The organism is Brevundimonas vitisensis, from assembly GCF_016656965.1.
Lineage (GTDB): Bacteria > Pseudomonadota > Alphaproteobacteria > Caulobacterales > Caulobacteraceae > Brevundimonas > Brevundimonas vitisensis.
In genome coordinates this window covers 2,216,902-2,234,584 of record NZ_CP067977.1, presented here as the reverse complement: position 1 = coordinate 2,234,584, position 17,683 = coordinate 2,216,902, and the positions used below count along the sequence as shown (strand labels likewise).

Annotated in this window: 18 protein-coding genes; 4 read left to right on the top strand and 14 right to left on the bottom strand. The window is 66.6% G+C overall.

Annotated elements, in window-relative coordinates; genetic code table 11:
• Nucleotides 1–92: 92 nt before the first annotated feature.
• Complete coding sequence (apaG, locus tag JIP62_RS11375; RefSeq protein ID WP_201102298.1) at nucleotides 93–500, top strand: Co2+/Mg2+ efflux protein ApaG; 408 nt, start codon at nucleotides 93–95, stop codon at nucleotides 498–500.
• A 137-nt stretch (nucleotides 501–637) separates the two neighbouring features.
• Here the strand turns inward: apaG and gcrA are convergent, their stop codons facing one another.
• Entirely contained in the window at nucleotides 638–1,159 is a 522-nt protein-coding gene (gcrA, locus tag JIP62_RS11370) for a cell cycle sigma 70 cofactor GcrA (RefSeq protein WP_330999968.1), read from the bottom strand.
• Between the two features lie 221 nt (nucleotides 1,160–1,380).
• Here gcrA and JIP62_RS11365 point away from each other — a divergent pair, with 221 nt between their 5' ends.
• The 3 genes from JIP62_RS11365 to argF all read left to right on the top strand — a co-directional run bounded on the left by JIP62_RS11365 (nucleotide 1,381) and on the right by argF (nucleotide 4,428).
• Nucleotides 1,381–2,202, top strand: coding sequence for an ABC transporter permease (locus JIP62_RS11365; RefSeq protein ID WP_201102296.1), 822 nt, complete (start codon nucleotides 1,381–1,383; stop codon nucleotides 2,200–2,202).
• A gap of 133 nt (nucleotides 2,203–2,335) precedes the next feature.
• Nucleotides 2,336–3,511 (top strand): aspartate aminotransferase family protein, encoded by a 1,176-nt coding sequence (locus tag JIP62_RS11360; protein WP_201104723.1) that lies wholly within the window; start codon nucleotides 2,336–2,338, stop codon nucleotides 3,509–3,511.
• Nucleotides 3,508–4,428 carry an ornithine carbamoyltransferase gene (gene argF / locus JIP62_RS11355; RefSeq protein WP_201102295.1) on the top strand — a complete coding sequence of 307 codons (921 nt, stop codon included), beginning with the start codon at nucleotides 3,508–3,510 and terminating at the stop codon, nucleotides 4,426–4,428. The genes JIP62_RS11360 and argF overlap by 4 nt, the downstream gene beginning before the upstream one ends.
• A gap of 43 nt (nucleotides 4,429–4,471) precedes the next feature.
• On the opposite strand, the gene JIP62_RS11350 is transcribed toward argF, so the two are convergent.
• The 13 genes from JIP62_RS11350 to JIP62_RS11290 form a co-directional block, all read right to left on the bottom strand.
• Nucleotides 4,472–4,978 carry a pyridoxamine 5'-phosphate oxidase family protein gene (locus JIP62_RS11350; protein WP_201102294.1) on the bottom strand — a complete coding sequence of 169 codons (507 nt, stop codon included), beginning with the start codon at nucleotides 4,976–4,978 and terminating at the stop codon, nucleotides 4,472–4,474.
• Between the two features lie 61 nt (nucleotides 4,979–5,039).
• On the bottom strand, nucleotides 5,040–5,462 hold the full coding sequence (locus tag JIP62_RS11345; RefSeq protein ID WP_201102293.1) for a VOC family protein: 423 nt from the start codon (nucleotides 5,460–5,462) through the stop codon (nucleotides 5,040–5,042).
• 13 nt (nucleotides 5,463–5,475) lie between these two features.
• Nucleotides 5,476–6,990 carry an AMP-binding protein gene (locus JIP62_RS11340; RefSeq protein WP_201102292.1) on the bottom strand — a complete coding sequence of 505 codons (1,515 nt, stop codon included), beginning with the start codon at nucleotides 6,988–6,990 and terminating at the stop codon, nucleotides 5,476–5,478.
• 26 nt (nucleotides 6,991–7,016) lie between these two features.
• Nucleotides 7,017–7,415 (bottom strand): Zn-ribbon domain-containing OB-fold protein, encoded by a 399-nt coding sequence (locus tag JIP62_RS11335; RefSeq protein WP_201102291.1) that lies wholly within the window; start codon nucleotides 7,413–7,415, stop codon nucleotides 7,017–7,019.
• 2 nt (nucleotides 7,416–7,417) lie between these two features.
• A complete protein-coding gene (locus JIP62_RS11330) occupies nucleotides 7,418–8,581 on the bottom strand; it encodes a thiolase family protein (RefSeq protein WP_201102290.1) in 1,164 nt (387 codons plus the stop codon).
• 90 nt (nucleotides 8,582–8,671) lie between these two features.
• Complete coding sequence (locus tag JIP62_RS11325) at nucleotides 8,672–10,207, bottom strand: class I adenylate-forming enzyme family protein (RefSeq protein ID WP_201102289.1); 1,536 nt, start codon at nucleotides 10,205–10,207, stop codon at nucleotides 8,672–8,674.
• Nucleotides 10,204–11,334, bottom strand: a complete 1,131-nt coding sequence (locus JIP62_RS11320; RefSeq protein ID WP_201102288.1) for an acyl-CoA dehydrogenase family protein — start codon at nucleotides 11,332–11,334, stop codon at nucleotides 10,204–10,206. The genes JIP62_RS11325 and JIP62_RS11320 overlap by 4 nt, the downstream gene beginning before the upstream one ends.
• A 12-nt stretch (nucleotides 11,335–11,346) precedes the next feature.
• On the bottom strand, nucleotides 11,347–12,555 hold the full coding sequence (locus tag JIP62_RS11315) for an acyl-CoA dehydrogenase family protein (RefSeq protein WP_201102287.1): 1,209 nt from the start codon (nucleotides 12,553–12,555) through the stop codon (nucleotides 11,347–11,349).
• A 79-nt stretch (nucleotides 12,556–12,634) separates the two neighbouring features.
• Nucleotides 12,635–13,528 (bottom strand): acyl-CoA thioesterase, encoded by an 894-nt coding sequence (locus tag JIP62_RS11310; protein WP_201102286.1) that lies wholly within the window; start codon nucleotides 13,526–13,528, stop codon nucleotides 12,635–12,637.
• Nucleotides 13,528–14,460 carry an SDR family NAD(P)-dependent oxidoreductase gene (locus JIP62_RS11305; protein ID WP_230974739.1) on the bottom strand — a complete coding sequence of 311 codons (933 nt, stop codon included), beginning with the start codon at nucleotides 14,458–14,460 and terminating at the stop codon, nucleotides 13,528–13,530. The genes JIP62_RS11310 and JIP62_RS11305 overlap by 1 nt, the downstream gene beginning before the upstream one ends.
• 41 nt (nucleotides 14,461–14,501) lie before the next feature.
• Entirely contained in the window at nucleotides 14,502–15,317 is an 816-nt protein-coding gene (locus tag JIP62_RS11300; RefSeq protein ID WP_201102285.1) for an enoyl-CoA hydratase/isomerase family protein, read from the bottom strand.
• A 10-nt stretch (nucleotides 15,318–15,327) separates the two neighbouring features.
• Nucleotides 15,328–16,563 carry an acyl-CoA dehydrogenase family protein gene (locus JIP62_RS11295; protein ID WP_201102284.1) on the bottom strand — a complete coding sequence of 412 codons (1,236 nt, stop codon included), beginning with the start codon at nucleotides 16,561–16,563 and terminating at the stop codon, nucleotides 15,328–15,330.
• Between the two features lie 7 nt (nucleotides 16,564–16,570).
• Nucleotides 16,571–17,683 carry an acyl-CoA dehydrogenase family protein gene (locus JIP62_RS11290; protein ID WP_201102283.1) on the bottom strand — a complete coding sequence of 371 codons (1,113 nt, stop codon included), beginning with the start codon at nucleotides 17,681–17,683 and terminating at the stop codon, nucleotides 16,571–16,573.

Below are 17,683 nucleotides of genomic sequence, written 5' to 3'. Positions count from 1 at the left end.
TTTGAACGCCGTCTCCCCTGTCTGAAGGCCTCAACCTCTCGCGACGCGCGACGCCGCTTGAACCGACCCGCCATTGGGACGAGGGTACGCCCATGCATGACACCCCCGCCTATGTCGCCGAAACCTCAGGCATCGTCGTCCGCGTCCGGCCCAGCTTCCTGGCTGGCCAGTCGGCGCCGGAGGACGGCCGCTGGGTCTGGGCCTATCAGATCGAGATCGAAAACCGCGGCGACCGCCCGGTCCAGCTGATCGCCCGTCGCTGGCTGATCACCGATGCCCTGGGCCGGGTTGAAGAAGTGCGCGGCCCCGGCGTGGTCGGCGAGCAGCCGGTGATCCAGCCGGGTGATCGCTATGCCTATGCTTCTGGCTGTCCGCTGACGACGCCCTCAGGCTCCATGGTCGGCGGCTATACGATGACGGATGAAGCGGGGCACACCTTCGAGGCCGAAATCCCGGCCTTTAGCCTGGATGTGCCGGGAGCGCGGCGGGTCCTGAACTAGGGTCCCGGCGAACGGGGCTGCACCACCCCGAATGACCTCAGCCCCGCCGCGCTCCCCGCAAGGGGTGAGCCCGGCGGGGAGGCGCTAAGTCCTTTGCGGGCATCCATTGGTGATCGTGGGCTACCGCGCTTGGCGCCCTAGATGTAGCGCCGCAGCGAACGGGCCAGTTCGGAAGCACCGTCCTTGGCGCCGCGACGGACCTGGGGCTGATAGGCGACGCGGGCGTGTTCGACGCAATAGACGCCTTCGGAGGCGCGCCGACCGCAGAAGCTGAACTCGGTCGAGGACGGGTCACCGATCGGCCATTTGCACATGTGTGCCCCTAGCGTCAGCACCGTGGCGGTGCCCGGCAGATCAGGCGCGGGGGCCGGTTCGTGCACCACGGGGACGGCCGGGCGCGGCTGGGCCGCCTCGATCCGGCGCGGAGCCGAAGGCTGGGCCATCACCGGAGCCTGGGCGGGACGCGGGCGCGCCGGGCGGAAGTTCGTGCGTGCCGGCTGCGACGGAGCGGCCCGGCCCGACAGACCCAGGCGGTGCACCTTGCCGATCACGGCATTGCGGGTCACGCCGCCGCCCAGCTGCTTGGCGATCTGGCTGGCCGACTGGCCTTCCAGCCAAAGCTTCTTCAGCGCGCCGACGCGGTCTTCGGTCCAGCCCAGGTTCACGACACCCTCCGTCAGCGATTGATTCAACATTTGGGGCCGGGCGACTGGTTAGCGGCCTCGAACCCACAACTAATCGTAAAGCACTCCTTAACGGACGCAATATGTGCGAATCAGATCGTCCACAGAAACCACATCTTGAATCAGCGTTCGCTCGGTGAGCCGATAGGGTGCCCCCGACCCTTGCGCGCAGGCCCGCGACCGCGCATTTGCGCGGGATGACCGATCTCGCCTCTCAAAGCCCCGAAGCCCTGCCCCAGCCGCGTCGCTACGACGGCGTCAACTGGATCGGCGTGCGAACCCTCTACATGCGCGAGGTGCGGCGCTTCTGGAAGGTCGGGGCCCAGACCATAGCCGGTCCGGTGGTGACGACCCTGCTCTACATGCTGGTGTTCGTGGTCGCCCTTCAGGGCGCGCGGCCGCCGCTGCACGGCACGCCGTTCGGAGAGTTCGTCGCGCCGGGCCTGATCATGATGGCCATTCTGAACAATGCCTTCGCCAATGCCTCGTCCAGCCTGATCCAGGCCAAGGTCATGGGCACGGCCACCGACTTCCTGACCCCACCGCTCAGCCCGCTGGAACTGACGGTCGGCTTTTCGCTGGGGGCTGCGACCCGGGGCCTCGTGGTCGGGCTGGTGACGGCCTTGTGTGTCGCGCCCTTCGCGCGGCTGGGCCTGGCCAATCTGGCCCTGATCGTGTGGTTCGGCCTGATCGCCTCGCTGCTGATGGGGATGTTGGGGGTTCTGGCCGGGCTGTGGGCGCAGAAATTCGATCAGCTGGCGGCGGTCCAGAACTTCGTCATCATGCCGATGACCTTCCTGTCCGGGACCTTCTATCTGGTCGACAACCTGCCCGAGCCCTTCGCCACCATCAGCCACTGGAACCCGATCTTCTATCTGATCGACGGCTTCCGCGCCGGCTTCATCGGCCAGGCCGAGGGGTCGCTGCTGATCGGCGTCGTCCTCAGCGGCGTCCTGACCCTGGCCATGGCCACCGCCTGCTGGCTGGTCTTCCGGTCGGGCTGGCGCCTGAAGAGCTGATGCCCGCAGAGTGTTGACTCACCCTGCCCCTCGCCTGACAAGGCAAGTACCCTTTCCCTTGGCGGTCCCGGCGCAGTCCAGCGGCGGGGCCGTCTGACTTTTACGGAGACCGACCGTGTCCACCGAACACCTGATGGGCGTCTACAACCGTGCACCGCTGGAGGTCGAGCGCGGTCAGGGTGCGCGTCTGTGGGCGGCGGACGGGACCGAGTACCTGGACTGCGTCATGGGCATTTCGACCAATGCCCTGGGCCATGCCCATCCGGCCCTGGTTCAGGCGGTCAAGGATCAGGCTGAAAAGCTGTGGCACGTCTCCAACATCTTCCGCATCCCTGGCCAGGAGGCCCTGGCCGACCGGCTGTGCGAGACCAGCTTTGCCGATGTCGTCTTCTTCACCAACTCGGGCACCGAGGCGGTCGAATGCGCGATCAAGACCGCACGCAAGCATTTCTCGGCCAAGGGCCAGCCCGAACGCATCGACATCTATGGCTTTGACGGCAGCTTCCACGGCCGGACCTACGGGGCCATCAACGCCGCGGCCAACCCCAGCTATACCAACGGCTTTGGCCCCCCGATGGAGGGCTTCCACCAGCTGACCTTCGGCGATCACGAGGCTCTGAAGGCCGCGATCGCCAGCCCGACCACCGCCGCCATCATCGTCGAGCCGGTTCAGGGCGAGGGCGGATGCCGCGCCATTCCCGAGGTCTGCCTGCGCGGCCTGCGCCAGTTGTGCGACGAGCACGGCGTCCTGATCATCTTCGACGAGGTCCAGTGCGGCATGGGCCGTACCGGCAAGCTGTGGGCCCACGAGTGGGGCGGCATGACCCCGGACATCATGGCCATCGCCAAGGCCCTGGGCGGCGGCTTCCCCATCGGGGCCTGCCTGGCCACCACCGAGGCGGCCAGCGGCATGGTCGTGGGCGTCCACGGCTCGACCTTCGGGGGCAACCCCCTGGCCATGGCCGTCGGCCTGGCCGCCTTCAACGAGATCGCCAGCGCAGCGACCCTGAACAATGTCAACGAGGTCGCCGGCTATCTGAAGCAGCAGCTCAGCGGGCTGAAGGACCGCTATCCCGACGTCATCGTCGAGGTGCGCGGCAAAGGGCTGTTGATGGGGGTCAAGCTGATCCCGAACAACCGCGAGTTCATGGGCTGGGCCCGCGATGAAGCGCAGCTGCTGGTGGCCGGGGGCGGCGACAATCTGGTCCGCATCCTGCCGCCGCTGAACCTGACCCTGGACGAGGCCCGCGAGGTCGTGGAACGGTTCGAAAAGGCCTGCGAGTTCGCGCGCGGCAAACTGGTAGCGTGACGATGGTCCGCCACTTCCTCGACATTCATCGGCTGGAAGCGGCCGATCTGCGTGCCATTCTCGACGACGGCCATGCCCGCAAGGCCGCCCGCAAGGGCCGCCCCATGGGCTGGGTCGATGCCGACGCCCCGGCCAGAGACCGCGTCCTGGCCATGATCTTCGAGAAGAACTCGACCCGCACCCGCTTCAGCTTCGATGCCGCTATCCGCCAGCTGGGCGGGTCCGGCATCATCGCCAATGCCGGCGACATGCAGCTGGGCCGGGGCGAGCCGGTCGAGGATACCGCCCGGGTGCTGTCACGCATGGTGGACGCGGTGATGATCCGCGCCAATGTCCATGAGGACGTCGAGCATTTCGCGCGGGTCTCGACCGTGCCGGTCATCAACGGCCTGACCGATCGCAGCCATCCGTGCCAGATTCTGGCCGACCTGATGACGATCGAGGAGCATCGCGGACCGATCGCCGGAAAGACGATCGCCTGGGTCGGCGACGGCAACAACGTCTGCGCCAGCTTCATGCACGCGGCGCCGAAGTTCGGCTTTCACCTGAATGTCGCCTGCCCCGCCGAATACCATCCGGACCTGGTGGATCTGCAACGCGGCGGAAGCGCCGTGTCCTTGACGGCCGACCCGCGCGAGGCCGTGGCGGGGGCGGATGTGGTCGTGACCGACACCTGGGTCTCCATGGGTGACGGCGACTATGAGGCCCGGCTTGAGGCCTTCGATGGCTATACGGTCGATCAGGCCCTGATGGATCTGGCCGCCCCCGGTGCCGCCTTCCTGCACTGTCTGCCCGCCCATCGCGGCGAGGAAGTCACCGACGGCGTCATCGACGGCCCCGCCTCCCTCGTCTGGGACGAGGCCGAGAACCGGATCCACGCCCAGAAGGCCGTCCTGGCCTGGTGCTTCGCAGGCTGATCAGAGAGGGACTGCCCACCGGAGCGGGCAGTCCCGGATCCGACTACTGCAGATTTACGTCCGCCACGCCGCCTACGTCGGGGACGGTCTTGGTCAGGTTGGCCTTGGCGACCTCATACAGGAACTTGACCGGGCCCTGTTTGGACACCCAGATTCGGCCGTCGTCGGCGTCGAAGCGCAGGATGGTCAGGTGCGGATCGTCCTTGCCCTCGGGGTACCAGGCCGCCACGACGGGGTTCCAGAATTTGTCGATGATCTGACGGTCCGGGCCATGGACGGACAGGGTGCCGTGGATGCAGGCCCAGACCTCCTGGTCCTTGGAGCCATAGGTGAACATGGCCGACTGATCCGGAACGGCGGCGTCTTTGGCCAGGTCGGTGTCGTCGCGGGTGAAGAACCAGATCGTGCCGGTTTCTTCCTCACGATAGGCGGTCATCGGCTGGCTGTGATAGCCGGGCTGGTCCAGGCCGAGCATGCCGGTGTTGGACGACTTCAGATGCTTCCAGAACTCGGCTTCGGCATCGGCGGGGGACAGGACCTTGTCGGCCATGGGGGCATCTCCTGATGGGGTGTGTCTCCTATCCGGAATGGGCTTGGGCCTCGGCGGTTCCTCAATCTCTGTGCAGCTGAACCAGCTGGACCAGAAGGCCGCCAAGGCGCGCATCACGCAGAAAGACCCAGTCGGCGCGCGGTGCCGATCCCTCGCCCAGGACCTCCACGCCCGCGGCGATCATGCGGGCGCGTTCTGCATCCAGGTCGTCGACCTGAAACGCGAGGTGCGACATCCCCTCGCGATCGCCGAACACCTGGGCGTCAATCGTCGGGCCTGACACCGTCTGGACCATCTCCAGCTCGACGCCATCACCCGTCCGCCCATGAGTGACCAGACTGACATGGTCCGGGCCGCTGTCGGGGTCCGGCAGATCGTGCCGGACAGGCGGCTCCCAGTGGATGCCGAACAGCGTGCGCCAGACTGCGGTCGTCATCTCAAGGTCGCGGACGGCGAAGCCGACATGCAGCAGTCTCATCGCCATCGACCGTCTCCGCTCAGTGTTTGTAATCCTTGCCGCCCGGATAGCCGCCGCCGCCGTGGGCGAGGTCAAGCGCGGCATAGTCGATGGGACCGGCCGGAGTGCGCGGCAACGCGTCCACAAACACCACCCACCGCGGCTTCTTGTAGGAGGCGATGCGCGCCCGGCAGTGTTCGATCAGTTCGGCCTCGTCCACCGTTTGGCCCGGCCGGGTGACGACGATGGCCTTCACACTCTGAATCCATCGGGGATCGGGCACGCCGATGACGGCGGCATCGGCCACTGCCGGATGACTCTTCAGACAGCCTTCCACCTCGGCCGGATAGATGTTCTCGACCCCCGACTTGATCATCTGGACCTTGGGCCCGACGAAATTGATTGAACCGTCCGCCTCGCGCCGGCCGAGGTCGTTGGTCATCCACCACCCGAAGCGGGTGCGGTGGGCGTTCAACTCGGGCCGGTTCCAGTAGCCCAGGCCGACGATGGGGCCGCGCACGCCGATCTCGCCGACCTCGCCGTCAGGCACTTCCTGGCCGTCCTCGTCGAAGATACGGTTGACGGCAACGGGGCTGGACCGGCCGAAGATGCTGATCGCCTTGCGGTCGTAGTGAGCCCAGGTCGACAGCCCGCCAACCTCGGTCTGGCCATAGCCCATCATCGAATACTGGTCGCTGGGCATGGCGGCGGAGCGGAAGTGCGTCAGGTCATAGCGCCCGTCGGCGTTGAAGGCGGTCAGTTCCTCGATCGTCTTGGGCACGAGGAAGGCCAGACTGCATTTCTCGGCATGGAGAGCCTCGGCGATCACCGCCACCTCGGTGCGTCGGATCATCACATTGGCCCCGCCGGCGTGGAATACGCCCAGGGTGACCATCAGGGTCCCGATGTGGAAATGCGGCCCTGAATTCAGGAAGATGGTGTCTGCGGTCAGCCCCTGAACCAGCATGATGTTGACGTTCTGGGCCATGATGCCCGACTGCGTCGTGATCGCCCCGTTCGGCCGCCCTCCGAAGGCAGCGGTATAGATGATCAGGGTCCCGGCATGGACGTCGATGGGACGATCCTTGCGCGCCGGATCGGCCCCTTCCAGCAGGGCCTCATAGCCGTCGGGACCGGCATCGTCGAAATGGATCCAGGTGCCCCCTTTCCACTGGGCCAGCTCACGCGCGCCGCGCACGGCCTCGCCGATCTCACCCTCGTGCCACAGCAGGACCTGAGGCTTCAGGTCGTCGATGACAAAGGCGATCTCCTCGGCCGACTGGCGCCAGTTCAGCGGACAGAACATGGCCCCCAGGCTGGCGCAGGCCAGGATCCCCTCCAGGACAGCCAGGGAGTTCTGGCCCAGCCAAAGAACCCGTTCACCCGGCCCGACGCCCAGCCCTTCCCACAGATTGGCCAGCCGGTTCACCCGGTCCTCCAGGTCGGCATAGGTATAGCGCCGTCCCTCCTGAACCAGGGCCGTTCGGTTCGGATAGGACCGGCGATGCTCCTGAACAACGTCCAGCAGCGTCAGGGTGTGAAGGGCGTCGGACATGGGCGTGAACTCAATAGGGCGCGAACTCAGCGGGGCTTGAAGACGGGGGCGATCCGGCCGTCGTGAAGCGGGCGGAAGTCGACCTGGACCGGCAGGCCGCAGGCCAGGGCCTCGGGCGGGCAATCCACGAGGTGGGCGAACATGGCAAAGCCCTCGGGCAGGTCGATCGCCGCCAGCACATAGGGGGCGGCCATGCCCGGCTGGGGCGCACGGTGGATGGTGGTGTAGCTGTAGACTTCGCCCTGACCTGCGACGGGGCTCCAGGTCCAGTTCAGCGAGAAACAGTGGGTGCAGGCGATCTCGGGGGCGAAGAAGAACCGCCCGCAGTCGTCGCATTTCGGCGCAGTCAGACGCCCTTGGGACGCCGCCTCCCAATAGGGTCGCGACAGGTCGGTGACGGGAAAGTCGAACGCGGTCTGGCTCACGATCAGCGCCCTCCGGTCAGGATCAGGGTTTCCAGATGCTGGGCCCCCGATCCGGCATTGGTGACGATGGCGACCTCAGCCCCCTCGACCTGGCGGGCTCCCAGGCCGCCGCGCAGTTGGCGCACCCCCTCGATCACCTTGCCCGTCAGTTGGCTGGTGCCCGTCCAGCTGCCCGCCAGCATGCCGCCATCCAGATTGGTCGGGCAGTCGCCTGTCAGGGTCAGCCTGTCGCCCGCGACGAAATCCCCGCCCTCGCCCTCGGCGCACAGGCCCAGCATTTCGAACTGACGCAGGACCTCAAACGAGCACGGATCATACATGCAGAAGACATCGACGTCCGAAACGGTCAGGCCCGCCATGGCAAAGGCACGCGCCACAGCCTCTGCCCCCAGGGTCCGCACGTCGCGATACAGGGGCGGATTGATATAGTTGCCCTGGGCGAACTCCATCGCCCCGCCGGCCACGGTCACCCCCCTGACCGACAGGTCGCGCGCGCGCTCGGCCGTGGTCAGGATCAGGGCATGGCCGCCCTCGTTCATCAGGCAGCAGTCCAGCCGGTGCAGGGGATCGGCAATCATCGGCGAGGCCAGGATGTCGGCGACTGTCACCTCTGGCCCGCCGTGCAGGGTCGCCTCGGGGTTCAGCCGCCCATGATTGCGGATCACAGCCGCGACATGCGCCATCTGTTCGGGCGTCGTGCCGAACTGATGCATGTGTCGCCGCGCCACAAGGGCGAAATAGGCCATGGTCGAGGCGCCATAGGGGTCGATCCACTCCAGACCCATGCCCGAGCCGACCGCTGCGCCGGTGGTATTGAACGGTCCTGCCCGTGCACTGCCGATCACCACCGTGTCGCACAGGCCCGCCCGGATGGCGGCCCCGGCCTTCAGCACGCCGCGCACGCCGGTGGTGTCCATGAAGTGGCTGTCGACCCAGCCCAGACGACCGTTGAAATAGGGGGCCCAGCTGGCGGAATCGCCCGGCGCACCGCCCGGTCCCGGCCAGTCCAGGGCCACGCCGTCGATGGTTCGGCGATCGATCCCGGCATCGGCGATTGCGCCCTTGACCGCCTCGATCAGCAGCTCGTGCGAGGACCGGCCCGGCAGGCTGCGCGCCTGCTGGGTCGCATAGACCCCCACCACCACCGGATCGCGCGCCGAAGCCATCGTCAGTCCTGACCCAACTGGCGCAACCCCTGCGCCGTCCTACAGGTTTGTCCGCCCGCGCCCTGCCCGGTCAATGCGCGCGCGACACGATCATCCATGCGATGCCGCATGCAGGGCGCGCAGCGCCACCTTGTTGACCTTGCCGCTGGGCAGGGCGGGAAAGGCCTCCAGGAACAGCACCTGTTTGGGCTTCTTGTAGCTTGCGATCCGTCCCGCCGTGTGGGCGATAAGGCTTTCGGCATCGGCCTCGGCACCGGGGTTCAGGATCACGCAGGCCACAACCTTTTCCCCCCATTTCGGATCGGGGGCCCCGATGACGGCGACCTGGGACACAGCGGGATGTTCGGCGATGGCCCGCTCCACCTCCTGGGAATAGATGTTCTCGCCGCCCGAGATGATCATGTCCTTCTTGCGATCGACCAGGAAGATGCGCTCGCAGTCGTCGAACCGCCCCATGTCGCCGGTCTTCAGCCAGCCGTCATGAAAGGCCTCGATCGTGGCGGCGGTATTGTTCCAATAGCCGACCATGACCGCGTCGCCCCGAATCCACAGCTCCCCCACTTGGCCGGGTGCGCAGTCCTGCCCCTGGTCGTCGACGATGCGGATTTCCGCCAGCGGATAGGGATGGCCGATCGAGCCCAGCAGCTCGGTCATCGGCCCCTCGACCGCATGCAGGTGCTTGGGCAGGGCCGAGCCCGTGCCCTCGGTCTGTCCCCAGGCGTTGACGAAGACCGGCCCTAGTCGCTCCAGCGCCCGTCGCAGAACGGGCACAGGCATCGGGGCAGCGGCGTACAGGATCGTCTCGACGCTCGACAGGTCGCAGGTCTCGAAATCGGGATGATCGACCAGGGCCTGCACCATCAGCGGCACCAGATGCAGATGGGTGATCCGCTCGTCCCGCACCGCAGCCAGCACCGCGCCGGGATCGAAACCGCGATGGATGTGGATCTCGCCGCCCCGCCACATCTGCGCCAGCATGCTGGACTGGGCGCCGGCATGGAACATCGGCATGACTTCCAGCATCCGGCCGCGGGGTCGCACGTCCATGATGAAGGCGACGCATTCGCCCATGGCCAGTTCGTTGCGATGGCTGCGCATCACCCCTTTGGGCCGACCCGTGGTACCCGAGGTATAGATGATGTGGGCAATGTCCTCGGGCCGGGCCGTGAGGGGCGCACCCGCAGGATCGCCCCCGTCCAGAAAGGCCTCGTATTCAGTCGCCCAGTCCGGGGCCTGGCCGATGCAGACCCATGTCTGGATAGACGGCAGTTCGGCACGGAGACCGTCCACCAGCGCGGCATACTGGTCTTCGAAGATCAGGACCCGCGGCGCGGTGTCACCCAGGACCCAGGCCACTTCCGGTGCCGCCAAGCGGAAGTTGACGGTGGCCAGAATATAGCCGGTCAGCCAGGCCGCGCTGAAGGCTTCGGCATATTCGGTGCCGTTCATGGCCAGGACCGCCACGCGATCCTGATGACCGCATCCGGCCCGGTGAAGGGCCGAGGCCAGCCGACGTGCCCGGTCCAGATGCTGGCGATGGGTAAAGCGCACATCGCCACACACCAACGCCGTATCGTCGGGAGAGAAGCGGGCCGCCCGCGTGATGAGATCGCCCAGGGTCTTCATGCGACCTCCTTCAGGGCTTGGGCGGCGAACCTTTGCAGATGCCGGTCGATCCCTCCGAACAGCCCGCGCGCCAGCACTGCCCGCTTGTAGAAATGACCGACGACATATTCCTCTGTCACCCCAATACCGCCGTGCAGCTGGATGGCCTCGGCGGTGACCTTGATCGCAGCCTCGCTGATCTGGACCTTGGCCGCCGAGACGCCGGCCCGGCGCGCGGCCGGGTCGGGATGGGACAGAGCGGCGACCCCGGCCATCAGCATGGACCGCGCCAGTTCCGTCTCCACCAGCATGTCGGCCATGCGGTGCTGAAGCGCCTGGAAGCTGTTCAGGGTGGTGCCGAATTGCTTGCGGGTCTTCAGATAGTCCCGCGTCAGCCAAAGCGCGGCGTCCATGGCCCCCACGCATTCCGCCATCAGACCGATGACACCAAAATCCACGGCCTTTTCGATCGCGGTCAAGGCCCCGCCTTCCGGACCGATCAGCGCTTCTGGACCCAGCTGGACATCGGCCAGCGCGATATCGGCGACACGCCGGCCGTCAACGGCGTGATAGGCGGTAAGGCCCAGTCCGGCGGCCTTTGCAGGCACCTCGAACAGGCTGATACCGCCGGGCGTCCGCGCCGAGACCAGCAGGATGTCAGCGGTGGGCCCACCCAGGACGAACCCCTTGCGCCCGTTCAGGTGCCAGCCATCGGGCCCCTGCGCCGCCGTCGTGGCAACTTCGGCATCGTCGCCCCGCATGGCGACTTCGTTGTGGGCCAGGGCAACCAGCGTCTCGCCCCCCACAATGCCTGAGAGCATCCGTTCTCTCTGATCGGCGTCGCCCAGGGCTGCAATCGCCGTGGCGGCGACGACCACGCAGGACAGATAGGGCTCGACCACCAGGGCGCGGCCCATTTCCTCCTGGACGATGGCCATTTCGACCGGGCCGCCGCCATAGCCGTAATCGGCCTCCGACAGGCCGGCGCCAGTCCAGCCCAGTTCGGCAAAGGTAGACCAAAGATCGCGGCTGAATCCCTCGGCTGAACGCAGCAGGCCCCGCCGATGCTCGAAACCATAGTCGCGCTCGCACAGGCGCCGCACGCTGTCCTTGAGTGCAACCTGTTCGGAGGTCAGAGACAGTTCCATCAACCTACCCCCTCACAGACCCAGAACGGATTTGGCGACGATGGTCCGCTGAATCTCGTTGGCGCCGCCATAGATGGTCGTGGCCCGGCGGAACATCGCCCGCGACAGCCAGCCGGCCGCATGATCCGGCGCGGGTGGCACGGGGGCCAGAACATCCATATTGTCCTGCCCCTCGACATCGGGGAACACGGCCAGCCCATGATCGCCCAGAGCCTCGACCGCCAGATCGGCGATGCGCTGGCGAAGTTCCGACCCTCGCAGCTTCAGGACGGAGGCGGTCGCATTCAAGGCGGGATCATCCTCGGCCATGTGCAGGACCCGATATACGGCCGCTTGCAAGGCCATCAGCTCGATCTCGAACCGGGCCAGTCGCGCGGCGAACAGGGGGTCCTCGATCAAGGGCCGACCATCCCGCAGCTCGCGCCGGGCGATATCCTTGACCATGGCCAAGTCAAAGGCGGTGTGCGGCGTCTCCGCACTCATCGTGCGTTCGTTGGTCAGAAGGAATTTGGCATAGCCCCAGCCGCGGTTCTCCTCGCCTACCAGGTTCTCGACCGGCACGCGCACATTGTCGAAGAAGACCTCGTTGACGCTCAGACCCTCGTTGATCGTATAGATCGGCCGCACCGAAACGCCGGGGCTCTTCATGTCGATCAGCAGGAACGAAATGCCCGCCTGGGGGCGCGCGTCGGCATCGGTGCGAACCAGGGCGAACATCATGTCCGCCTTGTGCGCCTCGGACGTCCAGGTCTTCTGTCCATTGACGACATAGTGGTCGCCGTCACGAACAGCCGATGTCTTCAGCGAGGCCAGATCCGACCCGGCATTGGGCTCCGAAAAGCCCTGGCACCAGAAGGTGTCGCCATTCAGGATTTCGGGCAGATACCGCGCCTTCTGGCCCGCATCGCCGAAGGTATAGATCACCGGCCCGACCAGCTCCAGCGCCGCCTGGTCAGGCACCGGAGCTCCCGCCGCCCGCAGTTCGACCTGGAACAGATGTTTCCGCAGCGGCGACCAGTCGGTGCCGCCATGCTCGACCGGCCAGTGGGTCGCGGCCAGGCCACGGGCGTTCAGTATCCGCATCCAGTCGCGAATATCGTCGTGCGTCGCGTGAAAACCCCGGCGCCCGCGCCGGGCGATACCTTCGGGCAGAAGATCGCGGATCAGGGTCCGCATCTCGGCCTGAAAGGCCGCGTCTTCGGGGTCCAGGGTAAAATTCATGGCCGGACCTTAGCGCAGGACGCGCCAGCGAAATCCCCAATGGGCACAGTCACCGGCTGCAATCGCATGGGCGATCCGGTCAGGCGATCAGATCGCCGCGCCGGGGGGCCTCGTGCATCTGACCGGGAAACAGATAGACCTCCTGCGCCACCGAAGCGATCAGTTGTCCAGCCCGGTCGAAGATCCGCCCCCGTGCCAGGCTGCGCGCCGAGCCGGCCCAGTCGCTTTCCATGTCGTACAGAAGCCACTGCGAGGGGTCTGTGGGCTGGTGAAACCACATGGCGTGATCAACGCTGGTCAGCTTCTGCCGCACCGCATCGGGGTGCAGGATCTTGGCCACACCGCCCAGCCAGAAGTCGGACAGATAGGCCAGGCCGCACGCCCGCAGGGCGTCATCCGACAGACCCTGTTCGCGCGCCCGCATCCAAAGCAGCCGCCGCGCCTCTCCCTCGGCCTCGCGACGCCCGACGTCGAGCGGGATCATCCGTCGCTCGACCAGGGGCAGCAGCTTCAGCACCTCGCCGTTCGGTTCAAAGGCATCATGCATGGCCCGCTCGAACGGATCCTCGGCCGAGACCTCGTCCGGGCCGGGCACCACCGGTGCGGCACGCGAATGGCTGATGCCCTCGCCGCCGTCGTGAAAGGACGCTTCCATATGGAAGATGGCCTTGCGGTTCTGCAGGGCGATCACCCGGCGGGTGGTGAAGTTGCGGCCGTCCCGCGTCCGCTCGACCTGATAGACGACGGGCTCGGCCTCCGCCCCCGGCCGGATGAAATAGCCGTGCAGCGAATGCACCGGCCGGTCCGCGACAGTGAACAGACAGGCCCGCAGCGCCTGGGCCAGCACCTGCCCCCCGAACAGGGCACCCGAAAGGTTCGGCTCGGTATGGCGCGAGCGGAAATAGTCGGATCCGACGTCCTGCAGATCCAGCAGGTCCAGCAGCGAGGGTGTCGGCGCGCCCTTGTTGCCCATCAGCCCTGAGCGCCGGTCTTTTCCTGGATCATGTGCCAATAGGTCGTCGCATCGGCGGGCACGGTCAAGGCCGAAGTGTCGCGGATGGCCTCCCACTGACCGGCGACGGCCTCAGGGCTGAAGTCATCCAGGACCACGCCTTCGGTCACCGCAACGACCACCCGGTTGATCCAGCCACAGCCCGCGTTGAAGATTTCGCCCGACGCCGGACAGGTCTCGTGCGCCAGGGCCAGCACCAGGGGCGAGACGCGCTCGGTGGACATCGGATCCTCCTGCGGCGTCCTGGGCTCGGTCGCCTCGCCCGACATCCCGGCCGTGGCGGTCAGCCGGGTGGCCGCGGTGGGAGCCAGGGCATTGATCTTGATTCCGGCCCGCGCGCCCTCAATGGCCATGACGCGCATCATGCCGACGATGCCCAGTTTGGCCGCCGCATAGTTGGCCTGGCCGAAGGCCCCGAACAGGCCCGACGGCGAGGCCGTCACCACGATGTTGCCGCCGCCGTTGTCCTTCATCCAGTTGAAGGCGGGCTGGACCGTGAAATAGGTCCCGCGCAGATGGACATCCAGGATGATGTCCAGTTCCTCGACGCTCAGCTTGGAGAAGCTGCGGTCCCGCAGGATGCCGGCATTGGCGATGACCGCATCGACCCTGCCCCAGGTATCCAGGGCGGTCTGAACGATGGCCGCACCACCAGCCTGGGTCGCGACGCTGTCGAAGTTGGCCACAGCCTCTCCACCCGCCGCGCGGATTTCCTCGACGACTCTGGAGGCTGCCGCCTGGTCGTCGCCGCGACCGTCGGTAGATCCGCCCAGATCATTGACGACGACGCGCGCGCCCCGCTCGGCCAGTTGCAGGGCATAGGTCCGGCCCAGGCCGTTCCCGGCCCCCGTAACCACTACGACCTTGCCGTCAAAGCGCATCGCATCTGTCATCGATCCATCCTCATCCTGGGTGACGCAGCCCTTTGGGCCCGTCAGGTGTGCTTGAAATTCGGGCGGCGCTTTTCCATCGCCGAGGTGCGCTTCTCGACGGCGTCCTCGGTGGCCTGGCTGGCCAGGACGGCGCGGTTTTCCAGCTCGATCGCCGCTTCCAGACTGCCCGCCGACTGGTTGAACCAGAGCGACTGCTTGGTCAGCCAGATACCGACCGGGCTGTTCACGGCGATGGCGTCAGCCAGTTTCAGCGCCTCATCCATCAGCGCCTCGTCCTCGACAGTACGCAGGACCAGGCCGATCCGTTCGGCTTCGTCCGACAGGACGGGGCGGGCGGTCAGCAGAAGTTCGGCCGCCCTCTGGGTGCCGACGGCGCGCGGCAACAGATAGCTCATCCCCAGTTCCGCTCCCGTCGCGGCATTGTGGATCACATTGACGAATTTCGACGAACGGGCGGCAATCGTCAGATCCGAAGCGAGGGCCAGCGAATAGCCGATCCCCGCCGCCGTGCCATTGACCGCACAGATGATCGGCTGGGGCATGGATCGCATCAGGACCGGGATCTGGCCCAGCACCCGCATGGTGTATTTGCCCGCCTGGATTCGCCCCAGGCCGGGCCGGACCCAACCCGGCTTTGATCCTGCCCGCACATCATGCCCGGCACAGAAAGCCCGACCCGCCCCGGTCAGGACGATGACGCGAGCGTCGGGATCGTCACGCAGCCCCTCGAAGGCCGCGATCAGCGCCTCGTACATGTCAAAGGTGAAGCTGTTCAGCGCCTCGGGCCGGTTCAGGGTGATCCGGGCCACGCCCTCGGCAGGACGATCGACCAGGACGGCGGCTTCGGTATCGGACATGCGCAGGCCCCTAGCGCGGCAGGCCGAGCACGCGCTCGGCGATCACGGTCTTGAGGATCTCGACCGTGCCGCCCGATATGCTCCAGGCGTAGCTGAGAATGAAATCGTGCATGGCATTGCCGGTCTGATGACCGCCGCCCATCACCGCCGGCTGCTGGGCCTGGGCCGCCAATCCGCCGATCCGCACGCGGAAATCAGTGTAGCGCCGCAGAATGTTCGAGAAGTGGATCTTGATATAGGTCGGCAGGGTAGCCGAACCCATGTGCGGATCGGCCTCGACCTCCTGCATCATGGCCCGGATCATCAGGCGCAGGGTGACCATGTCCGAATAGGCGGCGGTGAATTCGCGCCGCAGCTGGTCGTCCTTCAGCCAGGCGGCGTCGGTGCGTTTGGCCTCGGCCAGGTCGGCGTCGAAGGCCCGGGCCATCCGCTCTGATAGTTCGAAGACGATCAGGCCCCGCTCGGCCGACAGGGTCGACTGGGCGATCATCCAGCCCGCGTTCTCTTCGCCGATCCGGTCGGCTACCGGAATCTCGACATTGTCCAGGAAGATTTCACAGAACTCGGACTGGCCGGTCGCCTGACGGATCGGGCGCACGGTCACGCCCGGAGCCTTCATGTCCAGGATGAAATAGGTGATGCCGGCCTGCTTCTTGGGGGCCTCGAAGTCCGTGCGGGCCAGCAGCAGGCAATAGTCGGCAAAGGCCCCGTACGACGACCAGACCTTCTGACCATTGACCACATAGACGTCACCGCGCCGCTCGGCCCGCGTGCGCAGCGAGGCCAGGTCCGATCCGGCGTTGGGCTCCGAAAAGCCCTGGCACCAGACCTCGCCGCGTTCCTTCACCCCGGTCAGATAGCGGTCGCGCTGCGCCTGGGATCCATGACCGAACAGGGTGGCGGGCAGGTGATACAGCGAGATAACGAACAGCTCGGGCCCCGGGGCCCCGGCGCGTGCCACCTCTTCGAAGATGATCGTCTGGTGCCGGATGCCGATGTCGGCACCGCCCCAGTCGCGAGGCCAGTGCGGCGTGGCCAAACCCACCTTCTGCATTTCTGCGAACCACCAGCGCTGGAAGGCGACATAGTCGGCCTCATCCGCCCCGGTCATCCGTGTCTGCCAGTCAGCTGGGACCACCGCCTCCAGCCAAGCCCGGACCTCGGCACGAAAGGCGGTCAGGTCATCCTTGTGCGCCAGGGGGTCGAAGACGCGAGCCGGAGAAACGGTCGGTGTGGACAGGGTCATCGTCATCTCACGCCGCCGCCAGCAACAGCTGCGCGACCCGATCCAGGTGAGCAGTCTCGCCGCCAAACAGCTGCTGGTTCAGCCGCGCGCGCTTCAGATATAGATGGCAGGGGTGCTCCCAGGTATAGCCGATGCCCCCATGCAGCTGGACCGCATCCTCGGCGATACGGAAATAGACCGAGGCGCACAGGGCCTTGGCCGCAAGGGCTAAGCGCAGCGCCTCGTCATCGCCGCGCGCCAGCCGGTCGGTCGCCTCGGCCAGCAAGCCACCCGAAGCGACCAGGGCAATCTTGTGCTCGGCACATCGGTGCTTCAGCGCCTGAAACGACCCGATCGGCTTTCCGAACTGCTGTCGGGTCTTCAGATAGTCGAGTGTCAGTTCCAGGATGGCGTTGGCCCCACCGTCGCAGTCGGCGGCGATCGCCAGCGAAGCCGTCGCCAGCAAGGCCTGTCCCACCCGCTCGGCATCCACCGCCAGCAGACGCTCGGACGGCAGCCAGACATCGGTGAAGCGGACCTGGGCCAGATGCCGGGTCCGGTCGACGGTGCCGATCTTTTCCGGCGTGACGCCATCGATCGACGGTTCCACCACCACCCAGGCGAGTTTGCCGTCCTCCCGACGGGCCAGCAGGATCAGCAGATCGGCTGCCGATCCGTCCATCAGATCGCCCGCAAAGCCGTTCAGGACCAGGCCGCCCGCGCCTGACGACAGGATCAGATCCGTCGACAGGGCCTCGGGGGTCACCATGGAAACGGCACCGATGCGGGTGCCCGTGGCCAATCCTTCGGTCCAGGCGGCGACCTGTGGCCCCTCTCCGGCATGGGACAGGATTTCAACGGCCAGCATGGTCCCCAGCCACGGCAGAGGGGCCACCGCGCGGCCCAGTTCCTGTTGCACCACACCCAGTTCCAGCGCACCCAGGCCAAGCCCGCCGAAACACTCGGGTGCCGACAGGGCCGTCCAGCCCAAGCCGGCGGCCTGATCCCACAACGCCTTGTCCAGGATCTGTTCCGCGTCGGCGAAGGCCTTCACCCGCTCATGCGACGCCTGTTCGGCAAGGACGCCGCGGACCCCGTCGCGCAGGGCAATCAGGTCCATGCCGGTTTCGGTGTCGGTCAT

Bases quoted from the DNA above. Each gene is read 5' to 3' on its own strand.
- apaG (WP_201102298.1), top strand. From the start codon at position 93: ATGCATGACACCCCCGCCTATGTCGCCGAAACCTCAGGCATCGTCGTC.
- JIP62_RS11365 (WP_201102296.1), top strand. From the start codon at position 1,381: ATGACCGATCTCGCCTCTCAAAGCCCCGAAGCCCTGCCCCAGCCGCGT.
- JIP62_RS11360 (WP_201104723.1), top strand. From the start codon at position 2,336: ATGGGCGTCTACAACCGTGCACCGCTGGAGGTCGAGCGCGGTCAGGGT.
- JIP62_RS11350 (WP_201102294.1), bottom strand. From the start codon at position 4,978: ATGGCCGACAAGGTCCTGTCCCCCGCCGATGCCGAAGCCGAGTTCTGG.
- JIP62_RS11345 (WP_201102293.1), bottom strand. From the start codon at position 5,462: ATGGCGATGAGACTGCTGCATGTCGGCTTCGCCGTCCGCGACCTTGAG.
- JIP62_RS11340 (WP_201102292.1), bottom strand. From the start codon at position 6,990: ATGTCCGACGCCCTTCACACCCTGACGCTGCTGGACGTTGTTCAGGAG.
- JIP62_RS11330 (WP_201102290.1), bottom strand. From the start codon at position 8,581: ATGGCTTCGGCGCGCGATCCGGTGGTGGTGGGGGTCTATGCGACCCAG.
- JIP62_RS11325 (WP_201102289.1), bottom strand. From the start codon at position 10,207: ATGAAGACCCTGGGCGATCTCATCACGCGGGCGGCCCGCTTCTCTCCC.
- JIP62_RS11320 (WP_201102288.1), bottom strand. From the start codon at position 11,334: ATGGAACTGTCTCTGACCTCCGAACAGGTTGCACTCAAGGACAGCGTG.
- JIP62_RS11315 (WP_201102287.1), bottom strand. From the start codon at position 12,555: ATGAATTTTACCCTGGACCCCGAAGACGCGGCCTTTCAGGCCGAGATG.
- JIP62_RS11310 (WP_201102286.1), bottom strand. From the start codon at position 13,528: ATGGGCAACAAGGGCGCGCCGACACCCTCGCTGCTGGACCTGCTGGAT.
- JIP62_RS11305 (WP_230974739.1), bottom strand. From the start codon at position 14,460: ATGACAGATGCGATGCGCTTTGACGGCAAGGTCGTAGTGGTTACGGGG.
- JIP62_RS11300 (WP_201102285.1), bottom strand. From the start codon at position 15,317: ATGTCCGATACCGAAGCCGCCGTCCTGGTCGATCGTCCTGCCGAGGGC.
- JIP62_RS11295 (WP_201102284.1), bottom strand. From the start codon at position 16,563: ATGACCCTGTCCACACCGACCGTTTCTCCGGCTCGCGTCTTCGACCCC.
- JIP62_RS11290 (WP_201102283.1), bottom strand. From the start codon at position 17,683: ATGACCGACACCGAAACCGGCATGGACCTGATTGCCCTGCGCGACGGG.